The 23,153-nt window shown below is 74.0% G+C and carries 17 protein-coding genes; 11 read left to right on the top strand and 6 right to left on the bottom strand.

Annotated elements, in window-relative coordinates; translation table 11 throughout:
* Nucleotides 1–16: 16 nt before the first annotated feature.
* Entirely contained in the window at nt 17–1,717 is a 1,701-nt protein-coding gene (locus G339_RS0125840) for an ABC transporter family substrate-binding protein (RefSeq protein WP_240489905.1), read from the top strand.
* 1 nt (nt 1,718) lies between these two features.
* On the opposite strand, the gene G339_RS0125835 is transcribed toward G339_RS0125840, so the two are convergent.
* The 5 genes from G339_RS0125835 to aceB all read right to left on the bottom strand — a co-directional run bounded on the left by G339_RS0125835 (nt 1,719) and on the right by aceB (nt 8,195).
* Complete coding sequence (locus G339_RS0125835) at nt 1,719–2,453, bottom strand: hypothetical protein (RefSeq protein WP_019633964.1); 735 nt, start codon at nt 2,451–2,453, stop codon at nt 1,719–1,721.
* Between the two features lie 106 nt (nt 2,454–2,559).
* A complete protein-coding gene (locus G339_RS0125830) occupies nt 2,560–3,867 on the bottom strand; it encodes a (Fe-S)-binding protein (RefSeq protein WP_019633963.1) in 1,308 nt (435 codons plus the stop codon).
* Nucleotides 3,868–3,869: 2 nt separating this feature from the next.
* A complete protein-coding gene (locus G339_RS0125825; protein ID WP_019633962.1) occupies nt 3,870–5,051 on the bottom strand; it encodes an FAD-binding oxidoreductase in 1,182 nt (393 codons plus the stop codon).
* A complete protein-coding gene (locus G339_RS0125820; RefSeq protein WP_019633961.1) occupies nt 5,051–6,502 on the bottom strand; it encodes an FAD-linked oxidase C-terminal domain-containing protein in 1,452 nt (483 codons plus the stop codon). Before G339_RS0125820 ends, G339_RS0125825 begins: the two co-directional genes overlap by 1 nt.
* 85 nt (nt 6,503–6,587) lie before the next feature.
* Entirely contained in the window at nt 6,588–8,195 is a 1,608-nt protein-coding gene (aceB, locus tag G339_RS0125815) for a malate synthase A (RefSeq protein WP_019633960.1), read from the bottom strand.
* A gap of 223 nt (nt 8,196–8,418) precedes the next feature.
* On the opposite strand from aceB, the gene hflX reads away from it, so the two are divergent.
* The 10 genes from hflX (at nt 8,419) to G339_RS0125765 (ending at nt 22,455) form a co-directional block, all read left to right on the top strand.
* Nucleotides 8,419–9,855, top strand: a complete 1,437-nt coding sequence (gene hflX / locus G339_RS0125810) for a GTPase HflX (protein ID WP_019633959.1) — start codon at nt 8,419–8,421, stop codon at nt 9,853–9,855.
* A 430-nt stretch (nt 9,856–10,285) separates the two neighbouring features.
* The gene (hutI, locus tag G339_RS0125805) at nt 10,286–11,500 is read left to right on the top strand and encodes an imidazolonepropionase (protein WP_019633958.1); all 1,215 of its coding nucleotides are present in this window, start codon (nt 10,286–10,288) and stop codon (nt 11,498–11,500) included.
* Nucleotides 11,501–11,545: 45 nt separating this feature from the next.
* Nucleotides 11,546–12,412, top strand: coding sequence for a DegV family protein (locus G339_RS0125800; protein WP_019633957.1), 867 nt, complete (start codon nt 11,546–11,548; stop codon nt 12,410–12,412).
* 270 nt (nt 12,413–12,682) lie between these two features.
* A complete protein-coding gene (locus tag G339_RS38180) occupies nt 12,683–13,303 on the top strand; it encodes a ComEA family DNA-binding protein (RefSeq protein ID WP_240489904.1) in 621 nt (206 codons plus the stop codon).
* A gap of 785 nt (nt 13,304–14,088) precedes the next feature.
* The gene (locus G339_RS0125790; RefSeq protein WP_240489903.1) at nt 14,089–16,197 is read left to right on the top strand and encodes a ComEC/Rec2 family competence protein; all 2,109 of its coding nucleotides are present in this window, start codon (nt 14,089–14,091) and stop codon (nt 16,195–16,197) included.
* Nucleotides 16,198–16,258: 61 nt separating this feature from the next.
* On the top strand, nt 16,259–17,218 hold the full coding sequence (gene holA / locus G339_RS0125785) for a DNA polymerase III subunit delta (protein WP_019633954.1): 960 nt from the start codon (nt 16,259–16,261) through the stop codon (nt 17,216–17,218).
* 268 nt (nt 17,219–17,486) lie between these two features.
* Complete coding sequence (locus G339_RS0125780) at nt 17,487–18,281, top strand: IclR family transcriptional regulator (RefSeq protein ID WP_026341778.1); 795 nt, start codon at nt 17,487–17,489, stop codon at nt 18,279–18,281.
* Nucleotides 18,282–18,491: 210 nt separating this feature from the next.
* Entirely contained in the window at nt 18,492–19,619 is a 1,128-nt protein-coding gene (locus G339_RS0125775) for an ABC transporter substrate-binding protein (protein ID WP_019633952.1), read from the top strand.
* 92 nt (nt 19,620–19,711) lie between these two features.
* Nucleotides 19,712–21,379, top strand: a complete 1,668-nt coding sequence (locus tag G339_RS0125770) for an ABC transporter permease (RefSeq protein WP_240489902.1) — start codon at nt 19,712–19,714, stop codon at nt 21,377–21,379.
* Nucleotides 21,376–22,455: an ABC transporter ATP-binding protein gene (locus G339_RS0125765; protein WP_019633950.1), complete on the top strand. Its 1,080-nt coding sequence runs from the start codon at nt 21,376–21,378 to the stop codon at nt 22,453–22,455. The genes G339_RS0125770 and G339_RS0125765 overlap by 4 nt, the downstream gene beginning before the upstream one ends.
* Before the next feature lie 63 nt (nt 22,456–22,518).
* Here G339_RS0125765 and G339_RS0125760 read toward each other — a convergent pair whose 3' ends face one another.
* Entirely contained in the window at nt 22,519–23,013 is a 495-nt protein-coding gene (locus G339_RS0125760) for a VOC family protein (protein WP_019633949.1), read from the bottom strand.
* Nucleotides 23,014–23,153: the final 140 nt, after the last annotated feature.

Below are 23,153 nucleotides of genomic sequence, written 5' to 3'. Positions count from 1 at the left end.
CCCGCGCGGGTTGCCCGTGCCACTGCCCGTGCCGCTGCCCGTGCGACTGCCCGTGCCACTGCTCGTCGGCCTGCTCGTGGCGGTTTCGGCGGGCGGGTGCGGGGACGCGGCCGCGCCGCGCCCGTTCGCGGGCGGCGGGCCGCCCGCCTTCGACGTCAACCCGGCGTCGCGCGCGGAGGTCCGCACCGGCGGCACGCTGCGCTGGCCGCTCGCGGAGTTCCCCGCGCAGTGGAACGTCCACCACGCGGACGGCAGCAAGAGCGCGGTCGGCGTCGTCGTCCGCGCGGTGCTGCCGGTGCTGATGCGCGCGGACGCCGACGCGGTCCCGCGTCCCGTCCCCGAGTACCTGCTGTCCGCGCGCGTCACCCGGCTGCGGCCGCGCCAGGTCGTGACGTACCGGCTGAACCCCCGCGCGCGCTGGTCGGACGGCCGCCCGATCGGCGCGGCCGACTTCGCCGCGCAGGCCCGCGCGCTATCGGGCGCGGACCCGCGCTTCCGCGTCGCGACCGTCACCGGGTACCGGCAGATCGCGCGCGTCTCGGCCGGGCCGGACCCGGGCGAGGTCCGCGTCGAGTTCGCGCAGCCGTACGCGGACTGGCGGAGCCTGTTCAGCCCGCTCTATCCGGCGTCGGCGATGGCGACGCCCGCCGCGTTCGACGCCGCGTTCCGGAACCGGATGCCCGTCACCGCCGGACCGTTCCGCGTCGGCCGGATCGACCGGACGCAGAAGACGGTCACGCTCGTCCGCGACCCGGCGTGGTGGGGGCGGCCCGCCGAGCTGGACCGGATCGTGTTCCGCGCGATGGACGGCGGCGCGATGCCCGGCGCGTTCGCCAACGACGAGATCGACCTGATCGACGTCGGGATGGACGCGGCGGCGCTGCGTCGCGTCGCGTCCGTGCCGGGCGCGTCGGTGCGCCGCGCCGGCGGCCCCGACTGGCGGCAGATCACGCTGAACGCGGCCCGGCCCGCGCTGGCGGACGTGCGGGTGCGCCGCGCGGTGACCCTCGCCATCGACCGCCGCGCCCTGGCCCGCTCGGACCTGGCGGGCCTGTGCTGGCCCGCCCGGACGCTCGGCAGCCACTTCCTCGTCAACACCCAGCCCGGCTACCGCGACAACTCCGGCGCGCTCGGCCGCTACGACCCGGCCGCCGCGCGGCGGCTGCTGGACGCGGCCGGATGGCGGCGGCACGGCCGCTACCGGACGCGCGGCGGCCGGACGCTGGCGCTGCGGTTCGTGGTCCCGGCGGGCGTGCCCGGCGCCAAGCCCGAGGGCGAGCTGACCCGCGCGATGCTCCAGCGCGTCGGAATCCGGGTGGACGTGCGGACCGTCCCCGCCGACGACCTGTTCGACCGGTACGTCGCGGCGGGCGACTTCGACCTGGTGCCGTTCACCTGGCTCGGCACCGCCTACCCGCTGTCGGCGCTGCGGTCGGTGTTCGCGCGGCCGGGCGCGGGCGGCCTCCAGCAGAACTACGCGCGGCACGGCACGGCCGAGATCGACGCGGCGATGGACCGGGCGGGCGCGGCCGTCGCGGGCGGCCACCGCGCCCGCGCGCTGCTGGACGCGGCGGACCGCCTGATCTGGCGGGAGGCGACCGTGCTGCCGCTGTACCAGCGGCCGCAGATCGTCGCGGTGCGGCGCGGGCTGGCCAACCTCGGCGCGAACGGGTTCTACGAACCCGCCTACGAGGACATCGGCTTCACCCGGCCGTGAACTACGGGAAGTCGAGCGGGATGCCCTTGCGCTCGCTGGTGTAGCGGGCGTTCCACACGTACAGCCGCAGGTCGCCCGGCTTGACGCCGCTCTTCACGGGCAGGTCGGTGGCGATCCGCACGACGTAGGACGCCCCGGCGGGCATCATCGTGTCGCCGTCGTCCTGGACGGGCGCGGACGCGTCCCCGACGCGCGCGATGACCGCGCTGTGGTTGGGGAGCGTACACATCGAGTCCGGGATGCCGGGCTGCGGCATGCACCGCGCCAGGTACTTGCCGTCCACCTGCGAGCGCGGCAGGAACAGGTCGGCCGGGTAGTCCAGCAGCACCGGGCGGCGCTGGGTGTTGGTGAGGACGTACTCGGCGTAGGCGAACCGGGAGCCGCCCGGGGCGTTCTCGGCGGTCTTCGGCGGCGTCGTGGTGACGCCCGCCTTCGTCGCGCCGAGCGCGTAGCCGTACCCCTCGGGGGTGTTGAACGTCTGCTGGCCGCCGGTCGCCGGGGCCTTGACGGACGGCAGGCCGCCGTCGCCGCCCTTCGGTCCGGTCGCGGACCGGGGCGTGACGGGCGACTCGTCGTCGCCGTCCGGGCGCAGCAGGACGAAGCCGCCGGCGACGGCCGCGATGGCGACGACGCCGGTGACGGCGCCGGCGATTCCGATCTTCCCGGCGTTGCCGCCGCTCTTCTTGCGCCGTCGGTGCGAGCGGTGGCGGTTCGGCGTGTTGGTCGGGGAGGACATCGTGTTCCCAGGGCTCCCTCGGCGAAGCTGGGCAGGGCAGGACACGATACCGGAAGCCGGATCGACAGGCCCTACCCGTCCCTAACCCACAAAAACGCGGGCGGGTCTAGTTATCCGTGGATGAATCGGAACCGACGAGCGCGCCGCGTCCCAGCCCGCGCAGCGACGCGTCCAGCACCTGCGCGGTGTGCGCGACGGCGATGTCCGCGCCCTGCCGCCGCAGCGCGGTCGCGATCTGCATCGAGCAGCCGGGGTTGGCGGCGACGAGCAGTTCCGCGTCCGTCGCGCGCACCGACCCGGCCTTGCGGTCCCCGAGCCGCGCGGCGGCCTCCGGCTGGAACAGGTTGTACGTCCCGGCGGAGCCGCAGCACACGTCCGGGTCCGCGATCTCCCGGACGGCCAGTTCGGGAATGCCCGCGAGCAGGCGGCGCGGCTGGCTGCGGATCTTCTGCGCGTGCGAAAGGTGGCAGGCGTCGTGGTAGGCGACGGTGACGGGCAGCGGGTGCCGCTCGGCGCGCGGTCCCAGCTCGTCCACGAACTCGGCGAAGTCGCGGGTCTTCGCCGACAGCGCCGCCGCGCGCCGCGCCCACGCCGGGTCGTCGGCGAGGACGTCGGCGTAGTCCTTCATGGACGAGCCGCAGCCCGCCGAGTTCACCACGACGACGTCCACGGCCTCGAACGCCGCGATCGTCGCGCGCGCGAACGCGGCCGCCTCCTCCGCGCGTCCCGAGTGCAGCGACAGCGCGCCGCAGCAGCCCTGGTCGCGGGGGATCACGACGTCGCAGCCCTCCAGCGCCAGCACGCGCGCGGTCGCGGCGTTGACGCCGGGGAAGAACTCGCCCTGCACGCAGCCGGTCAGCATCCCGACCGTCGCGCGCCGCGTCCCGCGCGCCGCCACGCGCTCGGGCAGCCGGGGCGCGGGGCCGAGCGGCGGCGCGAGCCGCTCCATCGCGGCAAGGGACGGCGAGATCCGCTCCAGCACGCCGCTGCGGCGCACCAGCGCGGGCAGCCCCGACCGCTGGTAGAGGCGCAGCGGCCCGCGCACGGCCCGCAGCCGCCGCCGGTACGGGAACAGCCTGAACACGGCCTCGCGCAGCAGCTTCTCGCGCAGCGGACGGGGATGCTCCGCCTCGACCTCGGCGCGCGTCATCTCGATCAGCCGGTCGTACTGGACGCCGGACGGGCACGCCGTCACGCACGCCATGCAGCCCAGGCACGCGTCGAAGTGCCCCGCCATCTCGGGGGACAGCGGCGCGCCCTCCTCCCGCTGCGCCATCAGGTGGATGCGGCCGCGCGGCGAGTCCATCTCCTCGCCCCACAGCACGTACGTCGGGCAGGTCGGCAGGCAGAAGCCGCAGTGGACGCAGTCGCCGAGCAGGCTCGGCCGGTCGCGCGGCGGATCGGCGGCGGTCATCGTCAGATTCCTCCCGCGAAACGGCCCGGGGACAGGCGGTGGTCGGGGTCGAACTGGTCCTTCACGCGGCGCATCAGGGCCAGGCCGGGGATCTCGCCCCAGACGTCCACGGCGTCGCGGACGTCCGGCGGGGCGTCGCGGACGACCGCGCTCCCGAGCGCCCGCAGCGCCGCGAGGGCGTCCGCGACCCGGCCGGGGGCCGTTCCGCCGGGCAGGACGACGCGCGCGTGGCCGCTCGCGGACCACGCCAGCGCCGCGTCCGCCGGGAGCGGGACGGCGAGCAGGTCGCGCAGCGAACCGGGCGGAACGGACGCGTGGACCAGCGTGCCGCCCGCCGGGAGTTCGGCCCAGCCGGACGGCGGTCCGGCCGCGACGGTCCCGCCGCCGAGCAGGTCCGCGACGGCCGCCGCGCGGTCGGGCACGCCGTTCGCGACGCCCTCCAGCAGCACGTCCACCCGGTGGCCCGCGGCGGACGAGCACTCGACCGCCGCCGGGTACGCCGGGCTGTGCAGGACGCGCTGGACGGCGTCGTGCGCCTCGCCCGGCCCGGCGAACGTCCGCGACACGAACGCCCGCGCCTCCGGGACCGGGTGCAGCCGGAACGTCGCCGAAACGATCAGCCCGAGCGTCCCGGACGACCCGGCGAACAGCCGCCCGAGGTCGTAGCCCGCGACGTTCTTCACGACCTTGCCGCCCGACCGCGCGACGGCGCCGTCCGCCCGGACGATCGTCAGCCCGATCACCAGATCGCGCGGCGACCCGTACAGCAGCCGCAGCGGCCCGGCCGCGCCGGACGCGACCGCGCCGCCGACCGTCGCGCCGGGCGGCTGCCCGTCCAGCGACAGCCGCTGCCCGTGCTCCGCGAGCGCCGCGCCGAGCACCGCCAGGGGCGTCCCGGCCTCGGCGGTGACGACCAGGTCGCCCGCCGCGTGCTCCACGATCCGGTCCATCCGGCGCGTGTCCACCAGCAGGTCGCAGCGGGTCGGCGGCGCGCCCCAGCGCAGCCGCGTCCCGCCGCCGCGCGGGACGACCGCGAGGCCCAGGTCCGCCGCCGCGCGCAGCAGCGCGGCGGCCTCGCCGGCGTCGGCGGGCGCGGCGGTGAAGCGCGCCGCCCAGGGCGCGTCGTCCGGTTCGGCGGGCCGCACGTCCGCGCACGCCTCCGCGAGGATCTTCAGCGCGTCCATCAGAACAGCTCCGCCTTCCCCTCGGCGACCAGCGGATGCGGGCCCTTCTTCACGCCCGGGACCTCGCCGCACAGCCGGGGCGTCGGGAAGACCTTCCCCGGATTGCACAGGCCCGCCGGGTCGAAGCCGCAGCGGACCATCTGCATCGTGTCCAGGTCCGTGTCGGTGAACATTCGCGGCATGTACCGGGCCTTGTCCACGCCGACGCCGTGCTCACCGGTGATCGACCCGCCGTGCTCCACGCACAGGTCGAGGATCGCGCCGGACACCTCTTCGGCGCGCTCGGCCGCGCCCTCTTCGGCGTCGTCGAACAGGACGAGCGGGTGCAGGTTGCCGTCCCCGGCGTGGAAGACGTTCGCGACCCGCACGCCCGACGCGGCCGACAGCGCGTCGATCCGCGCCAGCACGCGCGGCAGTGCGGTGCGCGGGATGACGCCGTCCTGCACCAGGTAGGCGGGACTGATCCGGCCCACGGCGGCGAACGCGGACTTTCGGCCCGTCCAGATCAGCGCCCGCTCGGCGTCGTCGGCGGCGATCCGCACCTCGAACGCGCCCGCGTCCCGGCACAGCCGCTCCACCTCGGCGAACTGGTGCGCGACCTCGCTCGCCGGGCCGTCCAGCTCCACGATGAGCACGGCCGCCGCGCCCTCGGGGTAGCCGCAGCCGACCGCCGCCTCGGCCGCCTCGATCGACAGGGCGTCCATCATCTCGATCGCCGCCGGGACCACGCCCGCGCCGATGATCGCCGACACCGCCGTCCCGCCCGCCTCGATCGAGGTGAACGCCGCCAGCAGCGTCTGGACGGTCTCGGGCACCCGCGTCAGCCGCACGGTGATCTTGGTGGTGATGCCGAGCGTCCCCTCGGCCCCGACGAACACGCCGAGCAGGTCGTAGCCCGGCCCCTCGCCCAGCTCCACGATCTCGCCGTCCGGCGTCACGACCTCGCAGGACAGCACGTGGTGGGCGGTGAACCCGTACTTCAGGCAGTGCGCGCCGCCGGAGTTCTCCGCGACGTTCCCGCCGACCGAGCAGATCTGCTGGCTGGACGGGTCCGGCGCGAAGTAGTAGCCGTACGGGCGGACGGCCCGCGTCACGTCCAGGTTGATCACGCCCGGCTCGACCACCGCGCGCTGGTTCGGAATGTCGATCTCGAGAATGCGGCGCATCCGGGCCGTCACGATCAGCACGCCGTCGGTGCGGGGCAGCGCGCCGCCCGACAGGCCCGTCCCCGACCCGCGCGCCACGTACGGGACGCCCGCCGCGACGCAGTCCCGCACCACCGCCGCGACGTCCTCGGCGGTCTCCGGGAGCACGACCAGGCCCGGCGACGCCCGGTGGGTCGTCAGCCCGTCGCACTCGTAGGTGCGCAGCCGCACCGGGTCGTCGATGACGGAGTCGCGGCCGAGCAGCGCGGTGAACCGCGCGGCCAGCCGATCCAGCGGAGTTCCCATCCCTCGCCCCTCCCGAGCCGTGCGTCCGGCCGCCCCGGGGAACGCCCCGGGGCGGCCGTGCTGAACACCGGTGAAGCCGACGCGGCTACGGGAAGCTGACGTACGCCGGGGTCGTCAGGAACTCGGAGTACTCGTCCGCCAGCGTGACCTCCTTGAACAGGGTCACGGCCTGGTTGTAGCGCGGCTCGTTGAAGGCGTCGCCCAGCTCGGCGCGGATGTTGGCCAGCTCCTCGTCGAGGATCTGCTCCACCCACTCCTTGGTGATCTTCCGGCCCTCCTTGGTGGAGACGCCGTTGTAGATCCACTGCCACACCTGGGACCGGGAGATCTCGGCGGTGGCCGCGTCCTCCATCAGGTTGTGGATCGCGACCGCGCCGGAGCCGTTCAGCCACGTCGCCAGGTAGCGCAGCGCCACGTCGACGTTGCCGCGCAGGCCCGCCTCGGTGATGTCGCCCGGCGTCGCCTTGATGTTGAGCAGGTCGGCGGCCGAGACCCTGACGTCCTCGCGGAGCCGGTCGCGCTGGTTCGGCCTGTCGCCGAGGACGCCGTCGAACACCTCGCGGCAGACCGGGACCAGGTCGGGGTGCGCGACCCAGGAGCCGTCGAACCCGTCGCCGGACTCGCGGGTCTTGTCGGCGCGGACCTTCTCCAGCGCCACCTTGTTCACGGCCTCGTCCTTGCGGGACGGGATGAACGCCGCCATGCCGCCGATCGCGTGCGCGCCGCGCTTGTGGCACGTGCGGACCAGCAGCTCGGTGTAGGCGCGCATGAACGGCGCCGTCATCGTGATCGCGTTGCGCTCGGGCAGGACGAAGTCGGCGCCGCGGTCGCGGAACTTCTTGATGACCGAGAACAGGTAGTCCCAGCGGCCCGCGTTCAGGCCCGCCGAGTGGTCCCGCAGCTCGTACAGGATCTCTTCCATCTCGAACGCGGCCGGGATCGTCTCGATCAGGACCGTCGCGCGGATCGTGCCGCGCGGGATCTCCAACTCGTCCTGCGCCAGGTTGAAGACGTCGTTCCAGAGGCGCGCCTCCAGGTGCGACTCCATCTTCGGCAGGTAGAAGTACGGGCCCTTGCCCTTGGCGAGCTGGCGGCGCGCGCAGTGGAAGAAGTAGAGCCCGAAGTCGAACAGGGAGCCCGACATCGGCTCGCCGTCCACCAGGACGTGCTTCTCCTCCATGTGCCAGCCGCGCGGGCGGACGACGATCGTCGCCAGCTCCTCGTCGGCCTTGAGCGCGTAGGTCTTGCCGCTCTTGGCGTCGGTGAAGTCGATCGTGCGGTCGAGGGCGTCGCGGAGGCTGAGCTGCCCCTCGATCATGTTGTCCCACAGCGGGGTGTTGGCGTCCTCGAAGTCGGCCAGCCACACCTTCGCGCCCGAGTTGAGCGCGTTGATCGTCATCTTGCGGTCCGTCGGGCCGGTGATCTCGACGCGGCGGTCCTCCAGGCCCGGCGCGGGGTCGTTGACCCGCCACGAGTCGTCCGCGCGGACCTCGGCCGTCTCCGGCAGGAAGTCCAGCGTCCCGCCCGCCGACAGCTTCGCCTGCCGCTCCCGCCGGGCCGCCAGCAGCTCCTTGCGCCGCGCGCCGAACTCGCGCTGCAGCACCGCCAGCAGGTCCAGCGCCTCGGGGGTGAGGATCTCCTCGTACCGCTCGCCCAGAGGGCCGGTGACTTCGAGCCCGTCGCGTGCAGCCATCCGCCTGCCCTTTCGTCTAGTGAAATTCCACTTCTGTTCTGTGGAGAACGCTACTCGGCGGTACCGGGCGCGGTCAAAGCGGTCTCCGTCTCACCGCCGTGCCCGCGGCCCCGACGCGGTAACGCGGGCGGCGACCGGGCCGTTAATCGGATGACCGGCCCAGACCGCGCGTGAGACGATCCCGGGAAGACACGGCCGCCCAGCGGCGTTGCACAGAGGACATATGACTCAACCTTTCGACGAAACCACGCGCCCCGACTCCTTCGACGCCGACCTCGACCCCATGACCGGGGAACTGGACCTGGAGGACCGCCGGGCGCTCCGGCGCGTCGCCGGGCTCTCCACCGAACTCACCGACGTCACCGAGGTCGAGTACCGGGCGCTGCGCCTGGAGCGCGTCGTCCTCGTCGGCGTCTGGACCGAGGGCACCGCCGAGCAGGCCGACAACTCGCTGCGCGAGCTGGCGCTGCTCGCCGAGACCGCCGGCTCGGAGGTCCTGGAGGGCCTCGTGCAGCGCCGCTCCCGGCCCGACCCCGCGTCCTACATCGGCTCCGGCAAGGCGGCCGAGCTGCGGGACGTCGTCATCGCCACCGGCGCCGACACCGTCATCTGCGACGGCGAGCTGGCCCCCAGCCAGCTCCGGCACCTGGAGGACGTCGTCGGCGTCAAGGTCATCGACCGCACCGCCCTGATCCTCGACATCTTCGCCCAGCACGCCAAGAGCCGCGAGGGCAAGGCGCAGGTCGAGCTCGCGCAGCTCGAGTACCTGCTGCCCCGCCTGCGCGGCTGGGGCGGGAACCTGTCCCGCCAGGTCGGCGGACGGGCGGCGGGCGGCGTCGGCATCGGCGGCCGCGGCCCCGGCGAGACCAAGATCGAGCTGGACCGCCGCCGCATCCGCACCCGGATGGCCAAGCTGCGGCGCCAGCTCGACGAGATGGCCAAGTCCCGCGACACCAAGCGCGGCGAGCGGCGGCGCAACGCCGTCCCCGCCGTCGCCATCGCGGGCTACACCAACGCGGGCAAGTCCTCGCTGCTCAACCGGCTCACCGGGGCCGGGGTCCTGGTGGAGGACGCGCTGTTCGCCACCCTCGACCCCACCGTCCGGCGCGCCGAGACCGCCGGGGGGCGCGCCTACACGCTCGCCGACACCGTCGGGTTCGTCCGGCACCTGCCGCACCAGCTCGTCGACGCGTTCCGCTCGACGCTGGAGGAGGTGTCCGACGCCGGGCTCGTCCTGCACGTCGTGGACGGCTCCGACCCCGACCCCGAGGCGCAGCTCGCCGCCGTCCGCACGGTGCTGCGCGAGATCGGGGCCGACCGGGTGCCCGAGCTGGTCGTCATCAACAAGGCCGACGCCGCCGACGACCTCGCCGTCGCCCGGCTGCGGCGGCTCGAACCGCGCAGCGTCGTGGTGTCCGCCCGGACCGGGGCGGGGATCGAGGAGCTGCGGGCCGCGATCGAGGAGAACCTGCCCGGCCTCGAGCACGAGGTGCGGGTGCTCGTCCCCTACGGGCGCGGCGACCTGGTCGCCCGCGTCCACGAGCGCGGCGAGATCATCGCCGAGGAGCACCGGTCCGAGGGGACCGCGCTGCACGCGCGCGTCCCGGAGGACCTGGCGGGCGAACTGCGCCGGTTCGAGGCGGCGGGCGCGCCCCGCTGACCGGCTGACCGGCGCGGACGCGCGCGGAACGGCACGGCCCGGCCCGGTGGACACCGGGCCGGGTCGATTTCCGATCGGTGACATCTTCCCGATTCCGCTTGACCGCGTGATCCCGCTCCGTAGGGTGAGCACCGGGAACTTCCGCGCCGCGCGAGACGTTCGCGGCGCAGAGGTTGTCGGCGGGACCCTCGGTACACTACCGTGACGAAACCGATATCTACGGTCTCGTTGCTCGCGGTGGTCGGCCGGCCACCCGTACCTCCCAGGTGGTTCCGCCGGCACCCAGTCGGCGCTCCGGATCGAGAGCAGGTGGCCTCTCTTATGGCAGGACCCGGAACGAGAGCGGGCGGCGCCCACCACCTCCCGCCGGCAGCACCCCCCGCATCCGCCGCGCCCCTGGGCGCCCCTTCCCGCGTCGGCCGGTGATCCCATGACGGTACGGCTGTTGACGAACATCGGCAGGCTCTGGACGGGCACCGACGTCTGCAGCAACGCCGCCGTCCTCATCCACGACGACCGCATCGTCTGGGCCGGGACCGCGTCGGACCTGCCGCAGAGCGTGCCGGGCGTCATCGACGACATCGTCGACGTCGACCACGTCGAGAACCTCGGCGGCGGCCTGGTCACGCCCGGCCTGATCGACGCGCACTCCCACCCGGTCTACGCGGGCAACCGCTGGGCCGAGCTGGCGATGCGCACCAGCGGCTCGTCGGACTCGGCGATCACCGCGGCGGGCGGCGGCGTGAACTCCACCGTCACCGTGACGCGCGGCACCGACCCGTGGACCCTGTGCAACGGCGTCCGCGAACGCCTCCGGCAGTGGATCTACGCGGGCACCACGACGGTCGAGGCCAAGACCGGCTACCACCTCACCCGCGACGGCGAGCTGGCCGACATCCGGCTGCTGCAGTCGCTGGAGAGCGAGCCGTCGATGCCGCGCATCCACAAGACGTTCCTCGCCGCGCACATCCTGCCGCCCGAGTACTTCGGCCGCCGCCGCGACTACATCGAGGCCGTCCGGCTGTGGGCGGGCGACGCGGCCGCGGCGGGCGCGCAGTCCATCGACGTGTACTGCGACGAGGGCCATTTCAGCGCCGAGGAGGCGCGGGCGCTGCTGCTCACCGGCAAGCGCGCCGGGCTGCGGGCGCGGATGCACGCCTGCGCCCACGAGCGGATCGGCGCGGCGCAGGTCGCCGCCGAGGTCGGCTGCGCGTCCGCCGACCTGCTCACCGAGGCCACCGAGGAGGACGTCAAGGCGCTCGCGCACGCGGGCGTCACCGCGACGGTCTGCCCCGGCAGCGGGCTGAACGCGGCGCGGCCGCCCGCGCCCGTGCGGTCCATGCTCGACCGGGGCGTCACCGTCGCGCTCGGCACCGACCACAACCCCGGGCAGTGCGGCATCACCTCGATGCCGCTGGTCATCGGGCTGGCCGTCGCGATGTACGGGATGACGGTCAACGAGGCGCTGCGGGCCGCGACGCTCGGCGGGGCGGCGGCGCTGCACGCGGGCGACCGGGGCTCGCTCGCGCCGGGCATGCTCGCCGACATCGTGCTGTGGGACGCCGACCACGAGGGCGCGTTCGCGTGGTCGTTCGGGCTGCGGGCGTTGCGGGTGTGGCGCGGCGGAGTTCCCGTCCAGCCGTAATTCACCAGAAATATCCCGAATCGGTCCTTTGTGTACGCTCCCTGCATGGGAAGCGTTGACGGTGCCCCGCGCACCGAGGTCGCCGTCATCACCGACTCCACCGCCTACCTGCCGCCGGGGCTCGCCGAGCGGCACGGGGTGACGGTCGTTCCGCTGCAGATCTCCGTGGGCGGCTCGGTGCGGGACGAGAACGACATCACCACGGCCGAGGCGGCGCAGGCGTTGCGCGAGTGGAAGCCCGTCACGACGTCCCGGCCCGCGCCGGAGCGGTTCGCCGACACGTACCGGGCGGTGGGGGAGCGGGGCGTCACCGCGATCGTCTCGGTGCATCTGTCGGCCGAGATGTCGGGGACGGTGGAGGCGGCCCGGCTCGCGTCCGAGTCCGCGCCCGTTCCCGTCCACGTCGTGGACTCGGGGACGATCGGGCTCGGCCTCGGGTTGTCGGCGCTCACGGCCGCCGCGTTCGCGCTGCGGGGGGCGTCCGCCGAGGAAGCCGCCGCGGCGGCGCTGCGGCGGGCGGACGAGTCGCGGTCGCTGTTCTACGTCGACACGCTGGAGCACCTGCGACGCGGCGGGCGGATCGGGGCGGCGGCGAACCTGCTCGGGTCGGCGCTGATGATGAAGCCGCTGCTCGGAATTCAGGACGGGCGGATCGCGCCGTTGGAGAAGGTGCGCACGTCGGCTCGGGCGCTCGCGCGCCTCGAAGAGCTCGTCGTCGCGGAGGCCGGCGAGCGGCGGGTGGACCTCGGGGTGCAGCATCTGGCGGCGGCCGGGCGGGCGGAGGCGCTGGCGGAGCGGCTGCGGGCGCGGATCCCGGACGTGGAGGACGTGTACGTCGGGGAGGTCGGGCCGGTGATCGGCGCGCATGTGGGGCCGGGGATGCTGGGGGTCGTGGTCGCGCCGCAGCTCTGAGGGTTATCCACAGCCTCCGCCGGATTTCGCGCGGCGTCGGGGCGGGTGCCTAGCGTCGCGGGCATGCGACTCTCCGAACGTCTTCGCTCGTCTCTGCCGTCGTCGCTCGCTTCGGGGGTTCCTGATGCCTCGGGAACCTTGGGTGGGCCGGGTTCTTCGGGTGCGTCCGGTTCTTCGGAGGCCCCGAGTGGACTGCCTCCGTCGGGCCGTCTGCGCGTCGGCCCAGAGCCGCCCGGTCGGCTCTGGTCGCCGGGCGCGCGCGGGGCACGGGTGCTGGTCTCGGCCGGGGTGCTCGCGGTGCTGGTGGCGCTGCTGTTCCTGTGGTTGGCGCGTCCGCGCACGGCCGCCGATCCCACACCGGGCCGGGACGCTCCGGCGGCGGCACTGGTGTCAGGCCCCGGGGCGTCGGCTCCGGTGGGTCCGGCCACGCCGTCCTCGTCCGGCTCGACGGTGCTCGTCCACGTCCTAGGGAAGGTCCGCCATCCGGGCGTCGTGACCCTGCCTGCGGGCGCACGTGTGGCGGACGCCCTCCGCGCGGCGGGCGGCCCTCGCCCCGGTGCGGGCACAGGCCCCCTCAACCTGGCTCGCCCGGTGGTGGACGGTGAACAGATCCCGGTAGGCGTCCCAGGTGCGAGCCCGATCCCGCCTCCGGCCCCGGGCGCCGTTCCGGGCAGCGGACCGGCCGGCGGGACGGACTCCGCCCCGATCGACCTCAACACCGCCACCTCCGACGACCTGCAACGACTCCCCGGCGTCGGCCCGGTCCTGGCCGAACGCATCCTCGCCTACCGCACCCAGCACGGCGGCTTCCGCTCGGTCGACCAGTTGCGCGAGGTCTCCGGGATAGGCGAACGCCGCTTCGCCGACCTGAGACAACGAGTCCGAACATGACCCGCTCACGCGAGGACCCGGCGCCCGACCGCTCACCGCCTGCCCCTGCCTCGCGGGCCGACCCGGGCGGGGTCGGCCGAGCCGCTTCGGACGTGGTCCCGGACGCCCGTCCGCACGCGGGAACCGGGCTGCCCTCCGAGCTGGCGTCGCGCACGGACGTCGGTTCTCGTCCGAGCGCGAGCGCTGGCTCCGACTCGGGAGGCGCCTTGGACAAGCGACCCGACCCGGAGCCGCATCGGAGCCGAGACCCAGCGCATGACCTGGGGGCGGCGCTGCCGGATGGGAGCCGAGACCCAGCGCTCGACCCGGGGGCAGGGCCCGCTGATCTGCGGCTGATCGTGCCTGCGGTGTCGGTATGGGCCACGGCGGCGGTGACGCTGGGCGCTCGGGCGGCCGTGATCTGGGCCGTCGCGGGGATCGCGACCGTCGCGGCACCGCTGTTCCTGTGGCGCGCGCGAGTTGCGACGGCCAGGGCGCGGTCGGGGCCGGACGGAGCGCTGGGGGCTTTGGGTGGTTTGTCGGCTGAGGTGCGGAAGGCGTCGCCTGGCGCTCGCGGTGCGCGGGCCAGGTCGAGCGGGGCGCGGGTGCTGTCGGGCGGCTCGCCGACTGGGGGGCGAGGGGCGCCCGAGACATCGCGCGGCGTGGCGTCTGGCGCTCGGCGCGTGCGGGTGAGGTTGGGCGGGGCGCGGGTGGTGTCGGATGGCTTGTTGGGTGGGGTGCGTGGTGGGAGTGGGGGAGTTGGGCTGGGTGGTGTGAGCGGGTTCGTTGGGGTTGGGGTGGCGTTGGTGTGTGTTGCGGCTTCGGCCGTCGGGGTGGGGCTGCGGGTCGCCGCCGTGGGGAGCGGACCGGTTCGCGAGCTTGCGCGGGAGGGCGGGCGGGGTGTCGTCGAGGCCGTCGTCACCGGTGATCCGGTGGTGAAGCGGCGGCCGGGGCGGCGGATGGTCATCGCGCGGGCGCGGGCCGAGGCCGTGGGGTTCGCGGGGCGGCGGGTGCGAGTCCGGGTGCCCGTGCTGCTGATCGCGTCCGATGATCGGTGGGCTGCGGTCGGGCCCAGCGTGCGGGTGCGGTTCGAGGGGCGGTTCACGCCGCCGCGCGGCGGTGATCTCATCGCGGCCGTGGTCATCGTGCGCGGGCCGCCGGAGATCCGGGCCGGTCCCTCGGCCGCGCAGCGTCTCGCGGGGACCGTCCGGGCGCGGCTGCGGGCGGCGGTCGCGCGGCTGCCGCCCGACCAGCGCGGCGTCCTGCCCGCGATGGTCGTCGGGGACGTCTCCGGGCTCGACCCGCGCCTCGCGGAGGACTTCCGCACGGCCGGGCTGACCCACCTCCTCGTCGTGTCGGGCGCGAACCTGGCGGTCGTCGTCGGCGCGGTGCTCGCGTTATGCCGCGTCGTGGGTCTCGGGGGCCGGGTCGCGACGGTCCTCGCGGCGGGCGCGGTGCCGCTGTTCGTGCTGGTCGCGCGGCCGGACCCGAGCGTCCTGCGGGCGGCGGTGATGGGACTCGTCGGGCTCGCCGCGCTGCTCGGCGGCCGGGAGCGGCGCGGGCTCCCGGCACTCGGCGCGGCGGTCGTGGTGCTCGTCCTGCTCGATCCGGCGCTCGCCCGCTCGTACGGGTTCGCGCTGTCGGTGCTGGCCACGGCGGGGCTGCTCGTCCTCGCGCCGGTCTGGCGGGCGCGGCTGCGGCGGCGGCTGCCCGGCCCGGTCGCGGAGGCGGTGGCGGTCGCCGCCGCCGCGCAGGTCGCGGTCGCGCCCGTGCTGGTGATGCTGTCGGGTCGGCTGGGCGTGCTGTCGGTGGCGGCGAACCTGCTGGTCGCGCCCGTCGTCGCGCCCGCGACGCTGTTCGGATTCGCCGGGGCGCTCACCGCGCCGGTCGCGCTGCCCGTCGCGCGGCTCGTCGTGGTCCCGGCCGGGTGGGCGGTGGGCTGGGTGACGTTCACCGCCCGCGCGTTCGCGAACCTGCCGTTCGCGTCGCTGCCCTGGCCGCGCGGTCCGGCGGGCGCGGCGGGCGTGCTGGCGGTGTGCGGGCTCGGCGCGCTGGTGCTGCGGCACCGGCGGCTCCTCGTCCCGGCGGCGGTCGTCGTGGTCGGCGTGCTGGTCGGGGCGGTCGGCGGCGCGGTCGTCCTGCGGGCCGTCGCGCCGGGCTGGCCGCCGCCCGGCTGGGTCATGGTCGCGTGCGACGTCGGCCAGGGCGACGCGCTCGTGCTCGCGGCCGGACCCGGCCGCGCGGTGGTCGTCGACGCCGGGCCGGACCCGCGGCCGGTGGACGGCTGCCTCGACCGGCTCGGCGTCCGCGACGTGCCGCTGCTGGTCGTGACGCATCCGCACGCCGACCACGTCGACGGGCTGCCCGGCGTGCGGTCCGGCCGGACCGTACGGCTCGTCCTGACGACGCCGCGCGGCCCCGGCCGCACCGCCGCCCTGGCGCGCGGCCTGCCGCTCGCGCTCGCGGCGGCGGGCCAGACCTGGCGCGTCGGCGACTTGGCGCTCACCGTCCTCGCCCCCGGCTCGGCCGAACCCCGGCTGGCCCCGGACGACGACGGCCGGACGATCAACGACGCGAGCGTGGTCCTGGTGGCGCGCCGACCGGGGTTCTCCGCGCTCCTCCCCGGCGACGTCGAGGACGACGCGCAGGCGCCGCTCGCCGCGTCCGTCCCGCCGGTGGACGTGCTGAAGGTCCCGCACCACGGCTCGCGCGGCCAGGACCGCGCGTTCCTCGCCGCGTCCCGCGCGCGCCTCGCGCTGGTCTCGGTGGGCCGCGACAACGACTACGGCCACCCGTCGCCGGTCACGCTGAACACGCTGGCGTCCCTGGGCGTTCGCGCCTACCGCACCGACCGCGAGGGCGACATCGCGATCGTCCGCACGAGGGGAGGGATAACCGAGGTCTCCCGCCACTGACCGGCCGCCGGGACCGCTGGAGCGGGGCGGGGGACGGGGGCGGCCGTGGCATGCTGTCGGGATGGCGCCGGAACCCCTGACTTTGATCGTCGGTGACGAGGAACTGCTCGTCGACCGGGCCGTGGGCGAGATCGTCGCCGCCGCGCGGTCCGGCGACCCCGACACCGAGGTCGTCGACCTCGCGCCCGGGGCGCTGGAGCCGGGGCGGCTCGCCGAGCTGACCTCGCCGTCGCTGTTCGGCGGCGGGAAGGTCATCGTGCTGCGCGCGGCGCAGGATCTCGGCAAGGACCTCACCGCCGAGGTGCTGCGGTACGCCAAGAGCCCGGCCGAGGACGTGCGGCTCGTCGCCGTCCACCACGGCGGGGCCAAGGGCAAGGCCCTGGTGGACGGGCTCGCGAAGGCGGGCGCGCGGAAGATCGCCTGCCCCAGGATCGCCAAGGCGGGGGAGCGGGTCGACTTCATCCGCGCGGAGATCCGCGGCTCCGGCGGCAAGATCTCCGCCGACGCCGCCCGCACGCTGCTGGAGGCGGTCGGCAACGACCTGCGGGAGCTGGCGGGCGCGTGCAGCCAGCTCGTCGCGGACACCGGCGGGAAGGTCGACGACGCGGCCGTCGCCCGCTACTACCGGGGCCGCGCCGAGGTCAGCGGCTTCACCGTCGCGGACCGGGCGATCGACGGGCAGCTCGCGGAGGCGCTGGAACAGCTCCGCTGGGCGCTGTCGACGGGCGTCCCGCCGGTCCTGATCGTGAGCGCGCTCGCGCAGGGCGTCCGCGGTCTCGCCAAGGTCGGCGGCGCCCCGCGCGGAGCGCGCGCCGCCGGGCTGGCCAAGGAACTCGGCATGCCGCCGTGGAAGATCGAGCGCGTCCAGCGCCAGCTCCGCGGCTGGTCCGGCGACGGCGTGGCCCGCGCCCTGACCGCCGTCACCGAGGCCGACGCCGCGGTGAAGGGCGGCGCCGCCGACCCCGCGTACGCGCTGGAGAAGACGGTCTCCACGATCGTCGCCGCCCGCGCGTCCCGCTGACCACCCGCACACGCCACCACCGAACCCACCCGCCCGCTCGTCCGCCGCTCGCCTGCTCGCCCGGCGGATCGACCGTGCGCCCGCTCGATCGCCCGCCCGCCCGCCCGCTCGATCGCCCGCCCGCTCGATCGCCCGCCCGCTTGACTGCGTGCATGGCGGACCGCGCGCATGGTCGGGCGCGGGTGTTGTTCCGGGATTTGCGTGATGCGTGGGTGGCGGGTTTGCTCTGGGGGGTGTTTCGGGAGGGGCGGCGGCCTAGACTTCCTGTATGACAGGACAACGATCCCAACGGTCGAGCGGTTATCGCGAGCGGAACTCCACGGCCGAGCGCGCGCTCGACATCTTGCAGCTCTTCGACGACAACCGGCTCGTCGTCGGCGGTCAGGACGTCGCCGACGCGCTCGGCGTCGCCCGGTCCACGGCGTACCGGTACCTGCAGAGCCTCTCGGCGGCGGGCTTCATCGAGGAGCACCGGCCCGCCGGGTACCGCCTCGGCCCGCGCGTGTTCGAGCTGGCGCGGCTGGCGCGCAAGGGCCTCGGCCTCTCGGAGATCGCCCGGCCGCTGATGCGCGACCTCGTCGAGGAGATCGGCGAGACGGTGCTGCTGACCCGCCGCGCGGGCGGGTCCGTGGTGTGCCTGGAGCGCGAGGAGACCGACCACCCGGTGCGGCTCTCCTACGAGCGCGGGCACGTCCTGCCGATCAACGCGGGCGCGGCGGCGCTGGTGCTGCTGGCGTGGGCGTCCGAGCCGGAGGTGGACGAGATCGTCGCCCAGCACGGCCTCCCGAGGTTCACCGGCGCGACGGTCACCGACGTCAACGTGCTGCGGGAGCGCCTGGAACGCATCCGCGCCGACGACGCGGCCGTCACGCGCGGCGAGCTGGACGCCGACGTCCTGGGCGTGGCCGCGCCGATCCGCGACGCGGACGGCGGCGTCGTGGCCGCGGTGAGCGTCGCGGCGCTGTCGCACCGGGTGCCCGAAACGGAGGTTCCGCAGGTCACCGACGCCGTCCGGCGCACCGCGGCGCGCATCAGCGACCGGCTGGCGGTCCTCGCGTCCTGACCGGAACCAGGATTTTTACCCGGGCCTCCCCACCTGCGACGGAACCCTGTTTTCCCAGGTCAGACCGTGTTCCACGACACGCGAACCCCGTCCTCTTCCCCAGGATTTTGTGAGCTGCGCAACTGACACTCTTGCCCCCATCTGCTCCTGCTTGCATAATTCAGGACCACTGTCCCGTTTTATGGGACGGTGTCCGAGGAGGAGGATCAGATGGGGCTCCGTCTGTTGCAGCACTGGAAGCCGGCCCTGGCGGCCGTCCTTGTCGCCGGGGCCGCGGCGGCCTGCGGGTCGGGCGGCTCCGGCGGCGCCACCGGGGAGCAGGCCGCCGAGGCGGCCAAGACCCGTCTGGCGAACAATCCGGCGCTCGCGGCGCTGGTGGCGGCTGCGAACAAGGAGGGCGCGCTCGACCTCAACTGGGGCCTGGACGGGCGCACCACCATGAAGGACCTGACCGACGCCTTCAAGACGGCGTACGGCCTGAACATCAAGATCACGCTGACGCCGCAGCAGAACATGCCGACGAACGCGTCGAAGCTGACGCAGGAGTACCAGGCGAAGAAGCCCTCCTCGACCGACGCCTTCCTCGCCAACCCGGAGACGGCGTTCGGCGCGGGCCCCAAGGGCGCGAACATCCTGAAGAAGGTCGACTGGGAGAAGGTCGCCCCCTGGACCAAGGGCCTGGCCAACTCCGATGGAACCGCGCTGACCTGGGTCGACCAGCTTCCCGGCTTCACCTACAACACGACGCTCATCAAGGACGGCGAACTGCCCAAGAGCGCCGACGACATCCTGAAGATGACGAAGCCGATCGCCAGCACCCCCTACGCCGCGCAGTTCAACGTGCTCGGTTCCAAGGAGGCGATGGGCATGGACGGCGTCCGCGCCTACCTGAAGAGCTTCAAGCCGAAGGGCTTCATCGGCTGCGGCGAGATGAACCGCATCGCGTCCGGCGAGTTCGCGGGCCTGTGGGTGTCCTGCGGCAAGAACGTGGCGGACATCTTCGCCGCGCAGGGCGCGCCCATCAAGACGACGATCCTCAAGGGCGCGGCGGCCATCTCGACGCGGTACGTCTCCATCCCGAAGAACGCGCCGCACCCGAACGCCGCCGAGCTGTTCACGACGTGGCTGCTCACCCCCGAGGCGCAGAAGATCATGTATAAGGGCGACTTCTGCGACAACGCCCGGCTGCCCGGCAGTGAGACCGCCAAGCAGATCGCCGGGTACGAGGCGCAGGGCGTCAAGTTCATCAAGCTCGACTACGAGTTCGCCTCCGCCAACAAGGACCTGTACGACGGCAGGTTCAAGGGGGAGCTGGTCAAGCTCCTGACGGGCAAATGACGACGACCACACTGCGCGAGGCGCCGCCGGCCACGGAGCCGGCGGCGCCCCGCCGGGCGCGGCGCCGGCCGCCCGCGACGGGCGTTCTCGGGGTGCTGATCGCGATTCCGTCGATCGCGATCGTCGGGCTCCTCGGACTGGTCGTCTACCTGGCGTTCCGCGCCCACGGGACGCCCGGCGGCGCGCTGACGGTGGGCAACTTCACGAGCCTGTTCGGCGACGCCGAGGTGTGGAGCGTCGTCCGCAACACCGTCGTGTACGTCGTCGTGACGGTGGCGGTCGCGCTGTTCTTCGGCACCGCGCTGGCGCTGCTGGTGGAGCGCACCGACTTCGGCTGGGCGCGGACGATCTCGACCGCGATGGTGCTGCGCATCCTCATCCCGGGCTTCTTCACCGCGATGGGCTGGATCTTCCTGTTCCACCCGCGCATCGGCGCGGTCAACCAGTGGCTCGTGGAGTGGTTCCACCTCGGCGGCGCGCCGGTGAACATCACGTCGCTGGTCGGGATGGGGTTCGTCGAGGGCCTGTCGCTGTCGGCGCTGGTCTTCGGCATGGTGTCGGCGAGCCTGTCCGGGCTGGACGGCTCGCTGGAGGAGGCGGCGCGCGCGTCCGGCGCGGGCCCGCTGACGGTGCTGCGCCGCGTCACGCTGCCGCTGGTGCTGCCGGGCATCCTCGGCGCGGGCCTGTTCGCCGGGACGATCGCGGTGTCCGCGCTGGACATCCCGCTGATCATGGGCTTGGCGAACCGGACGTACGTGTTCAGCAGCTACCTGTACGTCGCGACGAACCCGACGTCGGGCACCCCCGAGTACGGCGTCCCGGCCGCGTTCAGCGCGGTGATGATCGTCCTCGGCGTCGGCTTCACGCTGTGGTACCAGCGGGTGCTGCGCGCGGGCCGCAAGTACCAGGTCGTCGCGGGCAAGGGCCACCGCCCGGCGCGGATCAGGCTGGGCCGCTGGCGCTGGCTGGCGTGGCTGTTCGTCCTCGGGTACTTCCTGTGGTCCACGATCCTGCCGATGCTGATGGTCGTGTGGATGTCGCTGCTGCCGTTCGTGCAGAAGCCGTCCGCCGCCGCGTTCAAGATCGTCTCGCTGGACAACTACCAGCAGCTCGACTGGTCGTTCGTGGAGCGCGGCCTGCTCACGACGGTGAAGCTGATGGTGCTCGCGCCGACGGCGGCCGTGCTGATGAGCCTGGCGTTCTCGTTCGTGGTCGTGCGCGCGCGCCACCGCTTCCGGATGCTCTACGACCTGGTCGCGTTCCTGCCGCAGGCGGTGCCGACCACCGTCTTCGCGTTCGGCGCGATGATCGCCGCGCTGTACTGGACGCGCGGCTGGTACGGCCTGTACGGGACGCTCGCGCTGCTCGTCGCCGTCACGGCGCTGACGCAGATCGCGTTCGGCACCCGCATGTTCAACGCCGGACTGCTCCAGATCCACATCGAGCTGGAGGAGGCGGCGGCGATGTCGGGCGCGTCGACGTGGACGGCGATCCGCCGCGTCACGTTCCCGCTGCTGCGCCCGGTCGTCACCTATACCTGGCTGTGGCTGGCGCTGCTGAGCCTGCGGGACCTGACCGTCCCGACCCTGATCGGCGGGCAGGACACGCTGACGCTCTCGGTCGCGTCGTGGACGCTGTTCAACAGCGGCCAGGTCGGCGCGTCCTCGGCGCTGACGCTGCTGATGATCCTGTTCATGACCCCGGTCGTGGTGCTGTTCCTCCTGCTCACCCGCAAGAACGAAGGGAAGGCGATCTCATGACGGGAACGCCGCTGGCGGTGGCGGGGCTCCGCAAGGGGTTCGCCGACCGCGACACCGTGGTGAAGGCGATCGACGACGTCGGCTTCGAGGTCCGCGAGGGCGAGATCTACACGCTGCTCGGCCCGTCCGGCTGCGGGAAGACCTCGACGCTGCGCGCGGTCGCGGGCCTGGAGCGGCCGGACGGCGGCCGGATCGTCATCGACGGCAACGTCGTCACCGACGACGGGCTGTTCGTGCCGCCGAACCACCGCGACATCGGGATGGTCTTCCAGAGCTACGGCATCTGGCCGCACATGACCGTCTTCGACAACGCGGCGTTCCCGCTGCGGGTGAGCCGCCCGAAGGTGTCGAAGAAGGAGATCGCCGCGCGCGTGGAGAGCGCGCTGGCGGCCGTCCACCTCGCGGGGTACGAGGGCCGCAACTCGACGCAGCTCTCCGGCGGCCAGCAGCAGCGGCTCGCACTGGCGCGGGCGCTGGTGCGCCGGCCCAAGCTCCTGCTGCTGGACGAGCCGCTGTCGAACCTGGACGCCAAGCTGCGCCAGGCGATGCGCGCCGAGCTGGCGACGCTCCAGCAGGAGACCGGCATCACGACGCTGTTCGTCACGCACGACCAGGACGAGGCGCTGAGCATGTCCAGCCGCATCGCCGTCATGCAGGCGGGCCGGATCGTGCAGGAGGGCCGCCCCCGCGACATCTACCAGCGGCCGGGGACGCGGTTCGTGGCGGACTTCGTGGGGACGACGAACTTCCTGCCGGGCCGCGGCGCGGCCGGGCGGCGCGTGACGACGGCGGTCGGGGACCTGCTCGTCGAGGGCGCCCCGGACGCGGCGGGCGGCGACGTGCTGCTCGCGGTGCGCCCCGAGGCGCTGCTGCTGCACCTGTCCGAGCCCGCCGGGACGCCGAACGTCGTGCGCGGCGAGGTGGACCGGGTCATGTTCGTCGGCGAGGCCGTGGACTGCCACGTCCGCGTCGGCGACGAGCTGTGGGTGACGCGGCAGGACCCGCGCCTGGAGGCCGCCACGGGCGACGAGGTGTGGGTGGAGCTGCCCGCCGACCGGATCTCCGTCCTGGCCTGACCCCGCACGAGCGCCGCGCCGCCGTCCGACCCAGGGGGTCGGGCGGCGGCGCGGCGTTCGGCGTCACTGCACGGGCTGGTACGCGGGCCCGCCGTCGTCGAGCAGCCGCTCGGCCTCGGCGTAGATCTCCTCGGCCGGGAGCCCGAAGTCGATCGACTTGCGGAACGGCTGCCGCACGTCGCGGTCGATCCGCAGGTAGACCTCGTTGCGGTTGCCCTCGGGGTCGAAGAAGTAGATCCCGAACGCGTTGCCGTGGGTGACCTCCTGCTGCACCTCGACGCCCTCCGCCTCGAACCGGCGGTGGTAGGCGCGGATGTCCTCCAGCGTCTCGACGCGCCAGGAGATCTGGTGCTGCTGCTTGGCGCCGGGCTCGGCGGTGCGCCCGGTCTGCAGGACGAACTCGTGGTGCTCGACGGCCGGGCGGGAGCTGAAGAAGACGATGCCGTGGTCGGCGTCCTCGTCGGTGACCGTCAGGCCGACGACCCGTTCGTAGAAGTCCCGCATCAGGGGGAGGTCGTTGACCCACAGGCCCGTGTGCCCGAGTTCGGCGATGGCCATGACCGCTTCTCCTTGTCTCGAAAAACAGGACAACTATCCTGCCTGGTAAAACAACCTTAGCCGAGGGCCCGAGGTTGGGCCAGAGGTGGCGTGTCGCAAATAACAGGATGTATGCTCCGCAAATCAGGACAGAGACAAGG

This window comes from Actinomadura atramentaria DSM 43919, assembly GCF_000381885.1.
In the GTDB taxonomy this organism is placed as follows: domain Bacteria; phylum Actinomycetota; class Actinomycetes; order Streptosporangiales; family Streptosporangiaceae; genus Spirillospora; species Spirillospora atramentaria.
The sequence above is the reverse complement of the archived record's forward strand: the minus strand, read 5'-3'. Positions and strand labels throughout refer to the sequence as shown.